This is a genomic window from Cryobacterium sp. TMN-39-2 (genome assembly GCF_004402745.1).
Lineage (GTDB): Bacteria > Actinomycetota > Actinomycetes > Actinomycetales > Microbacteriaceae > Cryobacterium > Cryobacterium zongtaii.
Genome location: NZ_SOFX01000047.1, coordinates 132,265 through 147,951, shown reverse-complemented (window position 1 = coordinate 147,951; position 15,687 = coordinate 132,265). Strand labels below are relative to the sequence as shown.

At 68.9% G+C, this 15,687-nt stretch carries 18 protein-coding genes; 13 read left to right on the top strand and 5 right to left on the bottom strand.

What is annotated here, in order from left to right; translation table 11 throughout:
* Window positions 1-950 (top strand): dihydrolipoamide acetyltransferase family protein (locus E3O57_RS18560; protein ID WP_134456623.1); only part of this gene is annotated, 950 nt, incomplete at its 5' end.
* A gap of 40 nt (window positions 951-990) precedes the next feature.
* On the opposite strand, the gene E3O57_RS18555 is transcribed toward E3O57_RS18560, so the two are convergent.
* From E3O57_RS18555 to E3O57_RS18545, 3 genes are all read right to left on the bottom strand, one after another.
* A complete protein-coding gene (locus E3O57_RS18555; protein WP_103480057.1) occupies window positions 991-1,776 on the bottom strand; it encodes a putative protein N(5)-glutamine methyltransferase in 786 nt (261 codons plus the stop codon).
* 6 nt (window positions 1,777-1,782) lie between these two features.
* The gene (locus E3O57_RS18550) at window positions 1,783-2,487 is read right to left on the bottom strand and encodes a tyrosine-protein phosphatase (RefSeq protein WP_241990504.1); all 705 of its coding nucleotides are present in this window, start codon (window positions 2,485-2,487) and stop codon (window positions 1,783-1,785) included.
* A gap of 90 nt (window positions 2,488-2,577) precedes the next feature.
* The gene (locus tag E3O57_RS18545; RefSeq protein ID WP_241990503.1) at window positions 2,578-3,234 is read right to left on the bottom strand and encodes a GNAT family N-acetyltransferase; all 657 of its coding nucleotides are present in this window, start codon (window positions 3,232-3,234) and stop codon (window positions 2,578-2,580) included.
* A 224-nt stretch (window positions 3,235-3,458) separates the two neighbouring features.
* On the opposite strand from E3O57_RS18545, the gene E3O57_RS18540 reads away from it, so the two are divergent.
* The 11 genes from E3O57_RS18540 to E3O57_RS18490 all read left to right on the top strand — a co-directional run bounded on the left by E3O57_RS18540 (window position 3,459) and on the right by E3O57_RS18490 (window position 11,829).
* On the top strand, window positions 3,459-4,178 hold the full coding sequence (locus tag E3O57_RS18540) for an AAA family ATPase (protein WP_103480055.1): 720 nt from the start codon (window positions 3,459-3,461) through the stop codon (window positions 4,176-4,178).
* Between the two features lie 61 nt (window positions 4,179-4,239).
* Window positions 4,240-5,286 carry a metal ABC transporter substrate-binding protein gene (locus E3O57_RS18535; RefSeq protein ID WP_241990502.1) on the top strand — a complete coding sequence of 349 codons (1,047 nt, stop codon included), beginning with the start codon at window positions 4,240-4,242 and terminating at the stop codon, window positions 5,284-5,286.
* 7 nt (window positions 5,287-5,293) lie between these two features.
* On the top strand, window positions 5,294-6,085 hold the full coding sequence (locus E3O57_RS18530; RefSeq protein ID WP_241990501.1) for a metal ABC transporter ATP-binding protein: 792 nt from the start codon (window positions 5,294-5,296) through the stop codon (window positions 6,083-6,085).
* On the top strand, window positions 6,086-6,982 hold the full coding sequence (locus E3O57_RS18525; protein WP_103460164.1) for a metal ABC transporter permease: 897 nt from the start codon (window positions 6,086-6,088) through the stop codon (window positions 6,980-6,982).
* Entirely contained in the window at window positions 6,982-7,818 is an 837-nt protein-coding gene (locus E3O57_RS18520; RefSeq protein ID WP_103460165.1) for a metal ABC transporter permease, read from the top strand. Before E3O57_RS18525 ends, E3O57_RS18520 begins: the two co-directional genes overlap by 1 nt.
* Window positions 7,812-8,222: a Fur family transcriptional regulator gene (locus tag E3O57_RS18515; RefSeq protein WP_103431325.1), complete on the top strand. Its 411-nt coding sequence runs from the start codon at window positions 7,812-7,814 to the stop codon at window positions 8,220-8,222. The genes E3O57_RS18520 and E3O57_RS18515 overlap by 7 nt, the downstream gene beginning before the upstream one ends.
* A gap of 176 nt (window positions 8,223-8,398) precedes the next feature.
* Complete coding sequence (gene rpmB, locus E3O57_RS18510; protein ID WP_066598603.1) at window positions 8,399-8,635, top strand: 50S ribosomal protein L28; 237 nt, start codon at window positions 8,399-8,401, stop codon at window positions 8,633-8,635.
* Complete coding sequence (rpmG, locus tag E3O57_RS18505) at window positions 8,635-8,802, top strand: 50S ribosomal protein L33 (protein ID WP_066598602.1); 168 nt, start codon at window positions 8,635-8,637, stop codon at window positions 8,800-8,802. Before rpmB ends, rpmG begins: the two co-directional genes overlap by 1 nt.
* Window positions 8,803-8,804: 2 nt before the next feature.
* Window positions 8,805-9,110: a 30S ribosomal protein S14 gene (rpsN, locus tag E3O57_RS18500; protein WP_035835254.1), complete on the top strand. Its 306-nt coding sequence runs from the start codon at window positions 8,805-8,807 to the stop codon at window positions 9,108-9,110.
* Window positions 9,111-9,425: 315 nt separating this feature from the next.
* Entirely contained in the window at window positions 9,426-9,713 is a 288-nt protein-coding gene (locus tag E3O57_RS18495) for an HU family DNA-binding protein (protein ID WP_066598601.1), read from the top strand.
* A 139-nt stretch (window positions 9,714-9,852) separates the two neighbouring features.
* Complete coding sequence (locus E3O57_RS18490) at window positions 9,853-11,829, top strand: cytochrome c oxidase assembly protein (RefSeq protein WP_174776365.1); 1,977 nt, start codon at window positions 9,853-9,855, stop codon at window positions 11,827-11,829.
* Between the two features lie 32 nt (window positions 11,830-11,861).
* On the opposite strand, the gene E3O57_RS18485 is transcribed toward E3O57_RS18490, so the two are convergent.
* Window positions 11,862-12,932 (bottom strand): hypothetical protein, encoded by a 1,071-nt coding sequence (locus E3O57_RS18485; RefSeq protein ID WP_103460166.1) that lies wholly within the window; start codon window positions 12,930-12,932, stop codon window positions 11,862-11,864.
* A 215-nt stretch (window positions 12,933-13,147) separates the two neighbouring features.
* Here E3O57_RS18485 and E3O57_RS18480 point away from each other — a divergent pair, with 215 nt between their 5' ends.
* Window positions 13,148-14,461: an ATP-dependent RecD-like DNA helicase gene (locus tag E3O57_RS18480; RefSeq protein WP_240632306.1), complete on the top strand. Its 1,314-nt coding sequence runs from the start codon at window positions 13,148-13,150 to the stop codon at window positions 14,459-14,461.
* Window positions 14,462-14,873: 412 nt separating this feature from the next.
* On the opposite strand, the gene E3O57_RS18475 is transcribed toward E3O57_RS18480, so the two are convergent.
* Window positions 14,874-15,572: a DUF4232 domain-containing protein gene (locus E3O57_RS18475; RefSeq protein ID WP_103460167.1), complete on the bottom strand. Its 699-nt coding sequence runs from the start codon at window positions 15,570-15,572 to the stop codon at window positions 14,874-14,876.
* Between the last annotated feature and the right edge of the window lie 115 nt (window positions 15,573-15,687).

The following is a 15,687-nucleotide window of genomic DNA, read 5'->3' as shown; positions in this document are numbered from 1 at the left end:
CGGGACCGGCTCGTGCGACGCCGCCGGCTCGACCGGCGCCCGCGCCCGCCGTATCCGCCAAGCCGGCCGGCGCCCCGGCACGCCCCGCCGGCCCGGTGATCACCAAGCCGCCGATCCGCAAGCTGGCCAAGGACCTCGGCGTCGACCTCAGCCAGGTGGAGCCCACCGGCCGGTTCGGTGACGTCACCCGCGAGGACGTGCTGCGCGAGGCCACCCAGGCCAGCGTGTTCCGCAACATCCAGACGCCGGAGTGGCCGACCGACCGCGAGGAGCACATCCCCGTGAAGGGCGTGCGCAAGGTGATCGCGCAGACCATGGTGCGCAGCGCCTTCACCGCCCCGCACGTGAGCCTGTTCGTGGACGTGGACGCCACCCGCACCATGGAGTTCGTCAAGCGGCTCAAGGTCTCCACCGATTTCGCCGGCGTCAAGGTGTCGCCGCTGCTGATCATGGCCAAGGCCATGATCTGGGCCGTGCGGCGCAACCCCACCGTCAACTCGGTCTTCACCGACGAGGAGATCGTGATCAAGCACTACGTGAACCTCGGCATCGCCGCGGCCACCCCGCGTGGGCTGATCGTGCCCAACATCAAGGAAGCCCAGGACATGAGCCTGCTCGAGCTGGCCGGCGCCCTCGAGAAGCTCACCCTCACGGCCAGGGACGGGAAGACCAGCCCGGCCGAGATGGCCAACGGCACCATCACGATCACCAACATCGGCGTCTTCGGCATGGACACCGGCACCCCGATCCTCAACTCCGGCGAGGCCGGCATCGTGGCGCTGGGCACGATCAAGCTCAAGCCCTGGGTCGTCGACGGCGAGGTCCGCCCGCGCTTCGTCACCACCATCGGCGCGAGCTTCGATCACCGGGTGGTCGACGGCGACGTGGCCAGCCGGTTCCTGGCCGACGTGGCCAGCATCATCGAGGAGCCGGCGCTGCTCCTGGAGTAGGTCACCTGGCGAGATCGCTGGGGCCGGTGACGGACTCCGGTCACGCCGAACGGATGCCGATCACGACGGTGGCATCCAGCGCCCGGGAGTGTGTGACGTGCGGGGTGAGGCCGTGCCGGGCGAAGATCGCGAGGGTCTCCGGCGCCTGCCCGGCGCTGGTCTCCACGAGCAGCCGGCCCCCGGGGGACAGCCACTCCGGGGCCGCCGCCACGAGCCGGCGCTGAACGTCGTGGCCGTCGTGGCCGCCATCGAGAGCGACCCTGGCCTCGTGCAGCCGAGCCTCGGGCGGCATCCGAGTTATCGCATCCGTGGGCACGTAGGGGGCGTTGGCCACAACGACGTCGACCCGGCCGAGCAGGGTGCGCGGCAGTGGGGAAAACAGGTCGCCGGTGAGGGCGATACCGCCCAGCGGCTCGATGTTCTCCCGGGCACAGTTCGTCGTCGCCGGGTCGATGTCTACGGCGTAAAGCGTCAGCCCCGGCTCGCCAGCGAGCAGTGCGGCCCCCACGGCTCCTGTGCCGCAGCACATGTCGACCGCCACAGAGCCGGGCCGGAGGAGCCGGGCCGCCCGCCGCACCAGCAGGCCGGTGCGTCGACGCGGCACGAAAACGCCCGGCCGGACGATGATCCGCAGCCCGCAGAACTCCACCCAGCCGAGCACCTGTTCGAGCGGCAGACCGGATTCGCGCAGGCCGAGCAGTTGCTCCAGTTCGGCCGGTGTTCCGGCGGCCGCCGTCAGCAACCGGGCCTCGTCTTCGGCGAAGACGCAGCCGGCCGCGCGCAGGCGTTCGATCACTTCAAGCGGGGCGGCGCGGCGCGGCGACATCGCGGCTCAGACCGTGCGGCTCTGTCGCCAGCTGCGCAGGGTGGCCAGCTCGGTGTCGGTGATGCCCGCCCCGGCGAGCACTGCAGGCAGGTCGAGGCCCGCCAGGGCCGTGCGAAAGGCGCCCTCCGTTGTGGTGCCGAAGGATCGGCAGAGCGCCTCGCTTTCGGCCTCCTCGTGTGCCCGGCCGGATGCGACGGCCCGTTGGTCGCCGCGGCGCACGGTCTCCAGGTAGTCGTCCACGATGGCCTCGGGCTCGGCGCCGGCGATGGTGAGCAGCAGGAGGGCGATCTGCCCGGTGCGGTCCCGGCCCGCCGCGCAGTGGAAGAGCACGCCGCCCGGTGCCGCCCGGGCCAGCGCCGCCAGCGCGGCCCCCGACCGTTCCGGCATCGCGGCCAGGTGCGGCAGGTAGTACAGCGCGGTGCCGACCAGGCCGTTGTCCCAGTAGTCCGCCCAGAATGCGGTGTTCTCCAGCCCGTCGAGGTCGATGGGCACCGTGGTGAGCCAGTCCGGTCGCGGTTGGCTGTCTTGGGCGCGCTCGCCGGGTTGGCGCAGATCGACGACGGTACGGATGCCCGCCGCGTAGAGCTGATCCCAGCCGGCGCGGGTGGTCTGGTCCAGGTTCTCCGACCTGAAGAACACGCCCGCCGCGGTCGTACCGCCGGTGCGGTACGGGATGCCGCCCAGGTCGCGGGCGTTCGCCAACCCAGCCACCGCCAGGAGTCGGTCGGCCGCGCGGGCAGGTGCCGGTGCTGACGGCGGTGCTGACGGCGTTGTTGACGACGGCTCGTCCATCGACCCGGCCTAGAAGGTGACGGTGGACAGGAGGCGGACCGGGGGACGCGGATCGGTGCGGAGCCGGGCGTGGGTCTCCACATCGAAGCGCTCGGTGCCGTACTTCAGTTTCTGCCGCTCGATGCCTTCGGCCGCGAAACCCGCCGTGGTGGCGACCCGGCAGGAGGCCGGATTGTTGGTGCGGTGGCCGAGCTCCAGCCTGTGCAGGCCCTGCTCGGTGAAGGCCCAGTCGGCGATCGAGGCGAGGGCGAGCGTCGCCAGGCCCTGGCCCCTGGCCTCGGCCGAAACCCAGTAGTAGACCCAGCCGGTTCCGTGCCGGTGTTCCATGCTGCCCACACCCACGTTGCCCACCGCGACGCCGTCGAGGCTGATCGCGAAGTTCTGCCGCGAGACCGTCGCGGGGGCGAGGTTCTCGGTGATGAAACTCTCGCAGCGCGCGACCGTCGACAGCTCGATCGCACCGACCTGGGCGGCCAGGTCGCCGCTCACGGTGAAGGCGGTTTGCAGACTGGTCGCGTCGTCGAGCCGCCACGGGCGCAGCATCGCCACCGGGGCGGGCGGCACCGACCGGTCAGCACGGCCGGCCCGGCTGGTCCGACCGAGGCGAGTGCGTGCGGGCAGGCTCCCGGCGGGCGGGGCGGTGCCCTTGCCGGCGCGTGCTCTCATGGCAACAGAGTAGACGGCGGGCGTCGCCACCGCGACTTGCCGCACTATCCCCCTGTGCGGGCTCTGAAACGGGAGTGTGCCCGATGTCACCGTCGGGCGCAGCGCCCGAGTTGCCGCAGAATCCCCCTTCGACACCGCTGACGGGGGTGTTTGCCGCAAGTCGGGGCCGCCGCACGGCGGCGAACCGGATGCGCGAATCGCGGCACGGCGGGGGAGGATGGGGCATGGCCTTCGAGAGCACACCTTTGCGTCGGATCGAGGAAGACCCGCAGCATCCGCTGACCAGGAACACCTGGCCAGCCACCCTGCCGCCGGTGGCCCAGCTGCTCGAGACCGGAATCGACCTGGGGCCGGCCACGGTCTTCGTCGGAGAGAACGGCGCCGGCAAGTCCACGCTCGTGGAGGCCATCGCCCTGGCCTGGGGTCTGTCCCCGGAGGGTGGCTCCACCGGCGCACGCAACTCCACCCGGCCCAGCGAATCCTCGCTCCACGACCACCTGCGCCTGGTGCGCAGCGGCGGCAGCACCCGCCGCGGCTACTTTCTGCGCGCCGAGACCATGCACGGCTTCTTCACCTACCTGGAGGAGAACCCGGGCAGTGGGCCTGAGCCGCGCTTCCACGAGATCTCGCACGGGGAATCGTTCCTCGAGCTGGCTATCGACAAGTTCCGCGGCCGGGGCCTGTGGGTGCTCGACGAGCCGGAATCCGCGCTCTCGTTCTCGGGCTGCCTGGCGCTGCTCGGCCACCTCAAGGAGCTGCTGGCCGCGGGCGGTTCGCAGGTGATCATGTCGACGCACTCGCCGTTGCTCGCCGCGCTGCCCGGTGCCCGGATCCTCGAGGTGGGCGAGTGGGGGCTGCGCGAGATGGCCTGGCGCGATCTCGACCTGGTCACCAACTGGGCCGGCTTCCTCGACGCCCCGGAGCGGTACCTGCGGCACCTCTGACCCGCCACCATCGGCTCTAATGGTTTTGACAATCATTATCAATAGGCGTAGCGTTTCGATCGTGAAGACCCCCAGACTCCTCCTCCCCGCCCTGGCCGCCTCCGCCGCCCTCGTGCTGGCCGGATGCTCGACGACCGCCACCAACGCCGCGGGATCGGACGGTGACCTCAAGGTCGTCGCCACGACCACCCAGATCGCCGACCTCACCCGCAACATCGTCGGCGACGCCGACGGCGTCACGATCACCCAGCTGATCCAGCCCAACCAGAGCGCGCACAGCTACGACCCGTCGGTCGCCGACCTCACCGCCCTGGGCGCGGCGGATGTGCTCGTGATCAACGGCGTCGGGCTCGAAGAGTGGCTCGACGACGCCATCGAGGCTTCCGGCTTCGACGGGGTCACCATCGACTCCGATGAGGGCATCACCATTCAGGGTGTCGAGGCCGGCCACGAGGAGGAGGCCGCTCACGAGGATGAGGCCGCGCAGGAGGAGGCCGGCCACGAAGATGAGGCCGAGCACGACCACGACCACGCCGGCGGCAACCCGCACATCTGGACCGACGTGAAAAATGCCGAGGCCATGGTCGCCACCATCGCCGATGGCCTGGCCGGTGCCAGCACCAGCCACGCCGCCGACTTTGAGGCCAACGAGGCCGTCTACACCGCCCAGCTCGCCGAGCTGGATGGCTGGATCCGCGAGAACGTCGACGCCGTCCCGTCCAGCGAGCGCCTACTGGTGAGCAACCACGACGCCTTCGGCTACTTCACCGCCGCCTACGGCATCACCTATGTCGGCAGCGTCATCCCCAGCTTCGACGACAACGCCGAGCCGAGCGCCGCCGAGATCGACGCCCTCGTGGCCGCCGTCAAGACCACCGGTGTCAAGGCCGTCTTCTCGGAGGCGTCCATCAACCCGAAGGCGGCCGACACCATCGCCGCAGAGGCCGGCGTCGCGGTGTACTCCGGAGACGACGCCCTTTACGGCGATTCGCTGGGCCCGGCCGACAGCGCCGGCGCCACCTACATCGCCAGCCAGCTGCACAATGTGCGCCTCATCCTCGAGTCCTGGGGTGTGACGCCCAGCGCCGTACCCGCCGACCTGCAATAGTTGAACAGTGAACGAGAACCCTTCTCAGCAGCGGATGCCCGCACCGCTCGCCCTCCGCGTCTCCGGGGCCTCGTTCGCCTACGCCCAGACCCCGGCTCTGACCGGCATCGACTTCGATCTGCATCCCGGTGAGGCCGTCGCGCTGATCGGGCCGAACGGCTCGGGCAAGTCCACCCTGCTCAAGGGCATCCTGGGCCTGATCCACCGCACCGAGGGCACCGTCGAGGTGCTCGGCCACGCCACTGCCCCGGCCGGCACCGTCGGCTACGTGCCGCAGACCGACGAGCTCGACCCCGAGTTCCCGGTCAGTCTCGAACAGGTGGTCATGATGGGCCGCTACCGCGAGCTCGGCTGGCTGCGCCTGCCCGGCAGGAAGGACCGCAAGGCCGTGGCCGCGGCGCTGGAGACTGTCGGCCTCAACCACCTCGCCAAAACCCGGTTCGGCGAACTCTCCGGCGGCCAACAGCAGCGCGGCCTGCTCGCCCGCGCCGTGGCGGCCGGCCCCCGGCTGCTTCTGCTCGACGAACCCTTCAACGGGCTCGACCAGTCCAACCGGGAGGCCCTCGTCGGCACCGTCGAACGGCTCAAAGCCGAGGGCGTCGCCGTGCTCGTGTCCACCCATGACCTCGAACTGGCCCGCGCGGTCTGCGAGCGAGTGCTGCTGCTCAACGGCAACCAGGTCGCCTTCGGACCACGCGAGAGTGTGCTCACCCTCGACAACGTGCAGCGCACTTTCCACGAGGTCGGCGTCGAGATGGACCAGCACACGCTCGTCGTTCCCGGCCACGAAGGCCACTGAATGGCCGACCTGCTCGGACCCCTCTTCACCGCGTTCACCCTGCCGTTCATGGCGCGGGCGCTGGTGGTGCTGCTCGCCCTCAGCCTGGTCGCCGGCATCGTCGGCGTGCTCGTCAACCTGCGCAGCCTCGAATTCATCAGTGACGGTCTCACCCACTCGGTCTTCCCGGGCATCGCCATCGGCTTCGTCTGGGGCGGCCGCGAGGGACTCTTCGTCGGCGCCATGATCGCCGCCATCCTGGCCGCGGTCGTGCTCACCGTGATCACCCGGCGCGCCGTGTCGGGGGATGCGGCGATCGCGATCGTCTTCACGGCCATGTTCAGCATCGGCATCCTGGTCGTCTCCCGGCAGACCAACTATGCCGGCCAGCTCGAACAGCTGCTCTTCGGCAGGCTGCTCACGGTCACGGCCGCCGAGGTGACCCAGACGCTGGTCATCTGCGCGATCGCCCTGCTCCTGGTGGGCCTCACCCTCAAGCAGCAGGTGTTCCGGGCTTTCGACCGCACCGCGTTCGCCGCGGCCGGCTACCGGCCGCTGCTGCTCGACCTGATCCTGAACGTCGCCATCGCGCTCGTGGTGGTCGCCGCATCGAGCGCCGTCGGCAATCTGCTCGTCCTGGCCGTACTCATCGTGCCCGGCGCCGTCGCCCGGCTGGTCACGGTGCGGCTTTGGGCTCTCTTCCCGCTCGCGGCCGGCTTCGCCGCCCTGTGCGCCTGGGTGGGCTTGACGCTCGGCTTCGAAGCCTCCGTCTCGGCCGGCATCGACCTTCCCAGCGGCGCCACCGTGGTGCTGGTACTCGTGGCCGGCTACCTGCTGGTGCTCCTCGGCCGCCTCGCGGTTGACCGGATGCGCCGCCCCGCCCAGCCGGCCGTCGATCCGGAACCGGTGACCGCCTGATGGGCTACTTCGAGAAGGCCCTGCTGGCCGCAGCCGTCATCGGCGCGCTGAGCGGCCTGGTCGGCACCCTGGTGCTGCTGCGCCGGCGCACCTTCTTCGCCCAGGCGCTCACCCACGCCACGTTTCCCGGCGCCGTCGCGGCGGCGTTGCTGGGAGTGAGCATCCCGCTGGGCGCCGCCGTCGCCAGCGCCGTGATCGTGGCGGTGATGACCCTCCTCGGCCGGGTGCGCCGCCAGGGCAGCCAGGTGGCGTCGGGCATCATGCTGACCGCAGGGTTCGCGCTCGGTGTGCTGCTTCAGGCACTCAACCCGTCGTTGCCCGTGCACGTGGAGTCCTACCTGGTCGGCTCCATCCTCACCGTCACCGACGGCGACGTGATTCTTGCCGTCTCGGTTCTGACCGCGGCGGTGCTCGCGGCCATTCTCTTCGGCAAGGAGATCCTGTTCTCCACCTTCGACCGCACCGGCTTCCGGGCGGCCGGGTACCGGGAGTGGCCGATTGAACTTCTCACGCTGGTGCTCATCGCCGCCACTGTCGTGACGGCGATGCCCGCGGTGGGCGCCATCCTCGCCATCGCCCTGATCGCCGCCCCCGCCGCGGCCGCCCGACTGGTGATGCGGACCGCGCCGGGCATCGTCCTGCTCGCGCCTCTCATCGGCGCCGGATCCGGGGTCGTCGGCGTGTTGCTGTCCCGCATTCTCGATGTGGCGGCGGGGCCCGCCATCGCGCTCACCGCCGCCGCCTGCTTCCTCCTCGCACTGGGGGCACGCTCACTGCGTGCGCGCGCCGGAGGCGTTCCCACTCCCGTCCGCGCCGGGCTACGGTTGAAATCATGAAGCGAAACACCTGGCAGCGAGAGGCCGTGCGCACCGAGCTCGGCCGCGTCGAGGGGTTCGTCAGCGCCCAGGGCCTGCACTCGGCCCTGCACACCAGCGGTTCCCCGATCGGCCTGGCCACGGTCTACCGTGCGCTCGCCGACCTGGCACTGGAGGGCGACGCCGATTCGCTGCAGTCGCCCGACGGCGAGAGCCTGTACCGGGCGTGCAGCACCACGGATCACCACCACCACCTGATCTGCCGCAACTGCGGACTCACCGTGGAGATTGAGGTGGACGCCATCGAGAACTGGGCCACCGAGGAGGCGGCCAAGCACGGTTTCACCGAAGCCGCCCACGTCATCGACATCTTCGGCCTGTGCGCGGCGTGCACCGCGCTTGCATCAGACCGCCCCACCCCGTAGGCTGGGTAGCTGCTGCGCATATCTGTGCGTGCATTGCTTGTTCGTGACTTTTCCTCCCACCGAATCAGCCGCTGAAACTCACCTTTCGGCAGGCCGCTTCAGGGTGGAATCCAACGCGAACCGGCCGACAAGAGATCTTGGGAAGGGCATTCGCCCTTCGGTATTGGAGGAAAACCATGGCAGCAACCTGCCAGGTGACCGGAGCCGTTCCCGGCTTTGGACACAACATTTCGCACTCGCACCGGCGCACCAAGCGTCGTTTCGACCCGAACGTGCAGACCAAGAAGTACTTCGTGCCGTCGCTTCGCCGCAACGTCACGTTGACCCTCTCGGCAAAGGGCATCAAGGTTATTGATGCTCGCGGCATTGAGTCGGTCGTCAAGGACCTGCTCGCACGTGGGGAGAAAATCTAATGGCTAAGGCTCAGGACGTACGTCCGATCATCAAGCTGCGTTCGACGGCAGGAACCGGTTACACCTACGTGACCAAGAAGAACCGTCGCAACAACCCCGACCGTCTCGTACTCAAGAAGTACGACCCCGTAGTGCGCAAGCACGTTGACTTCCGTGAGGAGCGCTAAAAATGGCGAAGAAGAGCATGATTGCCAAGAACAACCAGCGCAAGGTCATCGTTGAGCGTTACGCCGCGAAGCGCCTCGAGCTGAAGAAGGCTCTTGTCGACCCGGCCGGCACCGACGAGTCCCGTGAAGAGGCTCGCAAGGGCCTCCAGAAGCTGCCCCGCAACGCCTCGCCGGTTCGCCTGCGCAACCGCGACGCGGTTGACGGTCGTCCCCGTGGCCACCTCTCCAAGTTCGGCATCTCGCGCGTACGTTTCCGCGACATGGCGCACCGCGGCGAGCTGCCCGGCATCACCAAGTCCAGCTGGTAACCAGCTACTGATCGCGTAACTGCGAACAGCGCAGTATCAACAGGGGATGCCCGACTTCGGTCGGTCATCCCCTGTTCTGCGTCTGCGCCCGAACGGCACCGTCGTCCCCGTACGGGGGCGCACAGTTCGCGCACAGCACAAACACACCCCAATCCGCCGGGCAAAGCGTCCCGAAACGCCGTAAATCCGCGGAATCTCGCGGATCAATGCTAGATTCAACGCGGTCGAACCGACCAACGGAGGCGTTGTCTCAACGTCGCCCGCTTCACGTGAATACCTGTTTTTTTACAGACGAAGGTCCGAGGAGGACACTCAATGGCTGACAAGTCGCTGAACAAGACCGAGCTCGTTGCCAAGGTTGCCGCAGATTCTGGCCAGAGCCAGGCTGCTGTCGACGGCGTTCTGAACGCTTTCTTTGCAACCCTCGCCGACACCGTTGCGAACGACGGCAAGGTCACCATCCCGGGATGGCTCGGCGTCGAGCGCACCGCAACCGCCGCTCGCACCGGCCGCAACCCGCAGACCGGCGAAGAAATCGCCATTGCTGCCGGCCACCGCGTCAAGCTGACCGCTGGTAGCAAGCTCAAGGCTGCCGCCAAGTAGGTTTCAGCTTTTGTAGTGCCGGTGGGCGTCGACTTCGGTCGGCGCCCACCGCTGGTTAACCGGCGTCGCCCGAAGGCGCCCGGCTGCGCGGTGGCCGGCCACGGCGGGTTCGGCTTCCCCCGCCGGTTAAGCTGGAGTGGTGTCCCGTTATGTGCGAATCATCGGGCCGGCAGCCCTGCTGTTGGCCGCGATTGTGGCGACGGTGGCGGGCCTGGTCTACGGCGGCGGTGCCGAGGCCCAGCTGCTCGCCGATCCCGGCGCTGTGGTGCGATGGGGCCTTCCGGTGGCCAAGCTGCTCGTCAACCTCGGCGCGGCCGGCACCATCGGTGCCCTGGTCCTGACCTGTTTCGCCCTGAGCCCGAAGGAACGTGAGTACGGCACCGCCATCGACCTGGCCGCCGGCTCCGCCGCCTTCCTCACCATCGCGTCGGCGATCACCGGCTTCCTCACCTTCCTCCAGGTGACCAACGCGACGATCAGCTTCAACGACACTTTCAGCGCCACCGTCGGTCAGTTCTTCAGCCAGATCGAGCTCGGCCAGGCTTGGCTGTCCACCACCCTGATCGCCGCCGCCGTCACCGTGCTCTGCTTCGCCGTGCGCAACCAGACCGCGCTGGTCTTCGTCACCGTGCTCGCCCTGCTCGCGCTGCTGCCGATGGCCCAGCAGGGCCACTCCGCCGGCGCCGAGGGCCATGACGCGGCCATCACGGCGCTGGGCCTGCACCTGGTCTTCGCAGCCGTATGGTTGGGCGGAATTCTCACCATCATCCTGCTGCACAAGCAGCTGTCGTCCGCGCGCCTGCGTGAGGTCGTCGGCCGGTATTCCACCCTCGCGCTGGTCAGCTTCGTGGTCGTCGCCGCCTCCGGCTACGTCAGCGCCGAGCTGCGCGTGGGCAGCTGGGACCGGCTGCTCACCGGCTACGGCATCCTGGTGCTCGCCAAGGTGGCGCTGCTGCTCGTGCTCGGCGGCTTCGGCGTGCTGCAGCGCCGGTACCTGATCGGCCGGATGCGCACCGGCGCCGGCCGCACCGACACCTTCTTCTGGTGGCTCGTGGTGGGCGAGATCGCGTTCATGGGCCTGGCCAGCGGCGTGGCCGCTGCCCTCGCACGAACGGCCACCCCGGTCGCCCAGGTGGTCACCACGGCGATCCCCACCGCCACCCCGGCGCAGATCCTCACCGGCGAGCCCCTGCCGCCCGAGCTCACCTTCGCCAGGTACTTCACCGAGTGGAACTTCGATCTCGCCTGGGTGCTGTTCTGCGCGTTCGGCATCTTCTTCTACCTCGCCGGGGTGCGGCGGCTGCGCCGCCGCGGCGACAGCTGGCCGCTGCACCGCACCATTTTCTGGACGCTGGGCATGGTCACCCTGTTCTACATCACCAACGGCGGCGTGAACGTGTACGAGAAGTACCTCTTCTCCACCCACATGCTCGCGCACATGGCCCTGACGATGCTGGTGCCGGTGCTGCTGGTTCCCGGCGCTCCGGTCACCCTGGCGGCCCGCGCCATCCGGATGCGCCGCGACGGCAGCCGGGGCCCCCGTGAGTGGATCCTGCTGGCCGTGCACTCGCGCTTCGCCGGCATCATCTCGAACCCGATCGTGGCCGCGGTGCTTTTCGCCGGGTCGCTGTGGGTGTTCTACTACACGTCGCTGTTCAGCTGGGCGACGACGGACCACATCGGCCACCAGTGGATGATCGTGCACTTCCTGATCACCGGGTACCTTTTCGTGCAGTCACTGATCGGCATCGACCCGGTGCCGTTCCGCCTGCCGTACACGTTCAGGCTGCTGCTGCTGCTGGGCACCATGGCGTTCCACGCCTTCTTCGGCCTGGCCCTGATGACCGGCACCGGCCTGCTCCTCGCGGACTGGTACGGCGCCATGGGCCGCGACTGGGGGCTGAACGCCCTGGCCGACCAGCAGGCCGGCGGGGGGATCGCCTGGAGCGTCGGCGAGATCCCCACCATCGCATTGGCCATCATCGTGGCCATCCAGTGGGGCCGCAGCGACGACAAGGAAACCAAGCGCCGGGACCGCAACGCCGACCGCACCGGCGAGGCCGAGCTCAACGACTACAACGACCGCCTCGCACGCCTGGCAGCGCACGACAGATAGCGCCGGACCGGGCCCGGAGCCGGCACCCGCCGCTAGCGCAGCTGGATGGCCAGGGCGCCGTCGGGCTGGATCGTGACGGAGAGGGCCACCGAGAACGGGACATCCTCATCGCGGGTGCTCAGATCGCCGTCGTACAGGGACTGCACGTCGACCACGATGTGAGCCTGGCCGCCGGTGCTGGGCATGTCGAAGGCCGTCTCGCCGGCGGTGAGTACGACCTCCGGGTACTGCGCGATCGACCATGCCGGGGCGGACTTGACCCTGTTGTCGATCTCGATGCCGAAGGGGCAGTTCGACGGTTGCAGCACCTGCTGGGTGGCGCACTCGTCGAGGAACTCATTGAGCTTGGTCTGCACCTGGCCGGTGAAGGTCGTGTTGGGCACCGCGTCCACCGTGACGTCGGCGGCACCGGAGGCCACGACGGGCACACTCTGCACGGGCGCGGTCAGTAACGTCGAATCGTGGGAGATGTCGTAGACCGCCGGAGCGAAGGCCAGGTACGCACCCCGGTTCGAGAACGTGATCGGTGCGTCGGCCGCCGCATGGGCCCGGGTATCGAGGGTGAGTCCGTTCACCGAGAAGTCGGCCTCGTGCAGCACCGTCACCTGCAGCACCGCCAGGGGACTCGCGGCGAAGCCCCAGGTGCTGAACAGGCCGGCAACGGTGCCGAGGCGTTCCACGGTGAACTCCATCGAGGTCTCGGTGCCGTCCAGGCGGAAGTCGAACACCACGGTGTGCTGGCTCTTCTGGCCCACCTCGCTGTCCGCGGAGCTGGCCGTGTCGCTGACGAATTCGATGTCGGTGATCGAGCCCAGCACCGACGGACGTAGCAGAGTGCGCGGCAGGTCTTGGGGGAGACCGGCCGCTTCGAGGTCGGCATCCGTCGGTTCGGCGCCGGGAAGTGCCAGCGCGGTGTCGGTGTTGTGCGTGGCCAGCGCGTCGAGGTACTGCCGCACGAACCCGCCGGCACTGTACAGATCGCGGTTGAGAGCGCCGATGGTGGCGACCAGGGCGGCGCCGAGCAGGGCGCAGATAACGCAGACCGCAAGCGTGGCACGCAGATAGCGCGCCCGCCGCACCCCGTTACCGACCCCGTAGCTCACCTCCACATCCTACGGGGACCACCTCCAAGCTCGGTGCGGCTGCGCCGCTTGATGCGGGCCGGGCTGACCGGTGCACCGGGCCGAGCTCGGTGAGTTATCCACCGGCAGGCCGGGGCGCGGGTTGTGGGCCCGGCCGGACGGTTACAGTGGAAGGGAAACGCGATGCTCCTCGTGCCTTCGCGCCGCATCGCCCCGCATCCCACCGAAAGTTCCCTGTGACCGCGCTTCCCCCCGAAATTCCGCTTTCGCGCGAGCAGGCCGAGGTGTTCGCCGCCATCGAGGGCACCAAGCAGAACGTCTTCGTCACCGGTCGGGCCGGAACCGGTAAGTCCACGCTGCTCAACCACCTCTCCTGGAATACCAGTAAGCAGATCGTCATCGCGGCGCCGACCGGCGTCGCCGCCCTGAACGTGGGCGGTCAGACCCTGCACTCGTTGTTCCGGCTGCCGATCGGCGTCATCGCCGATCACGCGATCGACCAGAACGATCAACTGCGCAAGCTGCTCAACACGATCGACACCGTGGTCATTGACGAGGTCTCCATGGTCAACGCCGACCTGATGGACGCCATCGACCGCAGCCTCCGTCAGGCCAGGCAGCGCCCGCACGATACCTTCGGCGGCGTGCAGATCGTGCTCTTCGGCGACCCGTACCAGCTCGCTCCGGTGCCGGGGGATCCCGAGGAACGTGCCTACTTCGCCGACACCTACCGCTCGATGTGGTTCTTCGACGCGAAGGTGTGGCAGAGCGCCGAGCTGAAGATCTTCGAACTCACCGAGATCCACCGCCAGCACGACGCCGGCTTCAAGACGATGCTCAATGCGGTGCGCTATGGCCAGGTGACGCCCGAGATCGGTGGGGCACTCAACGGTGCGGGTGCCCGCACCCCGCCGAGCGAGGGAGTCATCACGCTGGCCACCCGCAATGACGCGGTCAATCGCATCAACGCTGCCGCGCTCAAGCGGCTGTCCGGCAAGTCCCTCTCGGCCAAAGCCGAGGTCACCGGCGACTTCGGTGGACGCACCTACCCGGCCGACGAGGTTCTCGAACTCAAGGTCGGTGCCCAGGTGATGTTCCTCCGCAACGACAACCCGCTCGACGGGGGTCCGCGCTGGGTGAACGGCACCATCGGCACCGTGACACGGGTCGACTCCACCGTGTACGTCGACATCGACGGCACCACCCACGAGGTGGAGCCCACGGTGTGGGAGAAGTTCAAGTACACCTACAACGCGGCGACGAAGAAGCTCAGCAAGGACGTCGTGGCCGAGTTCACCCAGTTCCCGCTGCGGCTGGCCTGGGCGGTCACGATCCACAAGTCGCAGGGCGCCACCTACGAGCGGGCGATCGTCGACCTCGGCACCCGGGTGTTCAGCCCCGGCCAGACCTATGTGGCGCTGAGCCGGCTGACCAGCCTGAACGGCCTCTACCTCACCCGGCCGTTGCGCCCGAGCGACATCATCGTCGACGAGAACGTGCTCCGTTTCATGGAGGGCCTGCGCGTCACCCCCGCCGTCGAAGGCGCCTGACCCCCTCCCGGACAACCCATCGATTCGGCCCAACCATATGAAGGCCCCGGGTGCTCACTGCGTGGCTGGGTTCTTGCTGGGCATTTCGATGAGTGTTTGGCCGGGGTCGATGGTTGCCGGTGGTCGTAGCCAGTATTGGTCCTGGTGTTCGAGGATTTGCCAGCCTCGGGTGTGTAGTAGTCGGTGGTGGGGGTTGCAGAGCAGGATGCCGAGCCGGAGGTCGGTGCTGCCGTGGTCCCGGGCCCAGTGTTGGATGTGGTGGGCTTCGGTGAGGGTGGGTGGTTTGTCGCAGTCGCCCCATCGGCAGCCGCCGTCTCGGGCGGCTAGGGCGATGCGTTGTGCGGGGGTGAAGAGGCGTTCTTCGCGGCCGACGTCGAGGGGTTGGCCGGTGGGGTCACGGAATGAGCGCGGGCTAGAAGACCACCGGACTCGCTGCGAAGGCGCCGGTTCGCGCGAGCTGGATGGCGGGGTCTGCGCAGCCGTCGATGGGGTTGGGGGTGGCGACCCGGCTGCTCTGGTCGGTGTTCGGCGGCGTCACGGCGAGCTCGGTGACCGGGATGAGTGGGCAGCCGTACACTCCGGCCCGGGTAAGGTGCAGCAGGCTGAACGCCGAATCGCCCGGCTGCAGCAGCACGGCGGATGGCGCCGCACGCGGTTCCAGGCCCGAAGCGGCACCAATGGGCTGACCGGTGTCTGCGGACACCAACTGCACGCGGGGATATCCATTGGCGGTGCAGGCGACGGCGCCGGAGTTGGTCACGGAGAGGTCCCAGAAGAAGCTGCCCGCGCCGCTGTCGGCCGGGCGTTCCTGCAGGGCGAAAGACAGCCTGTCGGTGGTGCACGCGGATGCGGCACCCGGTTCACCCGGCGACCCCGGCGAACCGGGACCGCCGGTCGGCTCGGGCGAGGGGACGCTCGACGGCGTGGGCGTGGGCGTGGGCACCGGGGCTGCGGAGGGGAGGGCGGTGGGGGTGTCCGTCGGGTCAAGGGTGGGGATCAGCGGTACTCCGCAGGCGGTCAGCGTCACTGCGGCGCCGACCATTACGAGAAACACTGTGCCGAGTCGTCGGGCCGTGAAGCCGCGCGAGCGACCCGTCCCTACGCGGATCATGCGCCCAGTATTGCACCGACTGGGCTTCTAGGCGCCGCGGGCGCGACGGGCGCGCGCCCTGGGTACACTCCCGGCAATGGGCTCTTCCGGCATTCCCCGCGGGGGTGGAATGCAG

Bases quoted from the DNA above. Each gene is read 5' to 3' on its own strand.
- E3O57_RS18475 (WP_103460167.1), bottom strand. From the start codon at position 15,572: ATGATCCGCGTAGGGACGGGTCGCTCGCGCGGCTTCACGGCCCGACGA.
- E3O57_RS18540 (WP_103480055.1), top strand. From the start codon at position 3,459: ATGGCCTTCGAGAGCACACCTTTGCGTCGGATCGAGGAAGACCCGCAG.
- E3O57_RS18555 (WP_103480057.1), bottom strand. From the start codon at position 1,776: ATGTCGCCGCGCCGCGCCGCCCCGCTTGAAGTGATCGAACGCCTGCGC.
- E3O57_RS18520 (WP_103460165.1), top strand. From the start codon at position 6,982: ATGGGCTACTTCGAGAAGGCCCTGCTGGCCGCAGCCGTCATCGGCGCG.
- rpmB (WP_066598603.1), top strand. From the start codon at position 8,399: ATGGCAGCAACCTGCCAGGTGACCGGAGCCGTTCCCGGCTTTGGACAC.
- E3O57_RS18525 (WP_103460164.1), top strand. From the start codon at position 6,086: ATGGCCGACCTGCTCGGACCCCTCTTCACCGCGTTCACCCTGCCGTTC.
- rpsN (WP_035835254.1), top strand. From the start codon at position 8,805: ATGGCGAAGAAGAGCATGATTGCCAAGAACAACCAGCGCAAGGTCATC.
- E3O57_RS18495 (WP_066598601.1), top strand. From the start codon at position 9,426: ATGGCTGACAAGTCGCTGAACAAGACCGAGCTCGTTGCCAAGGTTGCC.
- rpmG (WP_066598602.1), top strand. From the start codon at position 8,635: ATGGCTAAGGCTCAGGACGTACGTCCGATCATCAAGCTGCGTTCGACG.
- E3O57_RS18545 (WP_241990503.1), bottom strand. From the start codon at position 3,234: ATGAGAGCACGCGCCGGCAAGGGCACCGCCCCGCCCGCCGGGAGCCTG.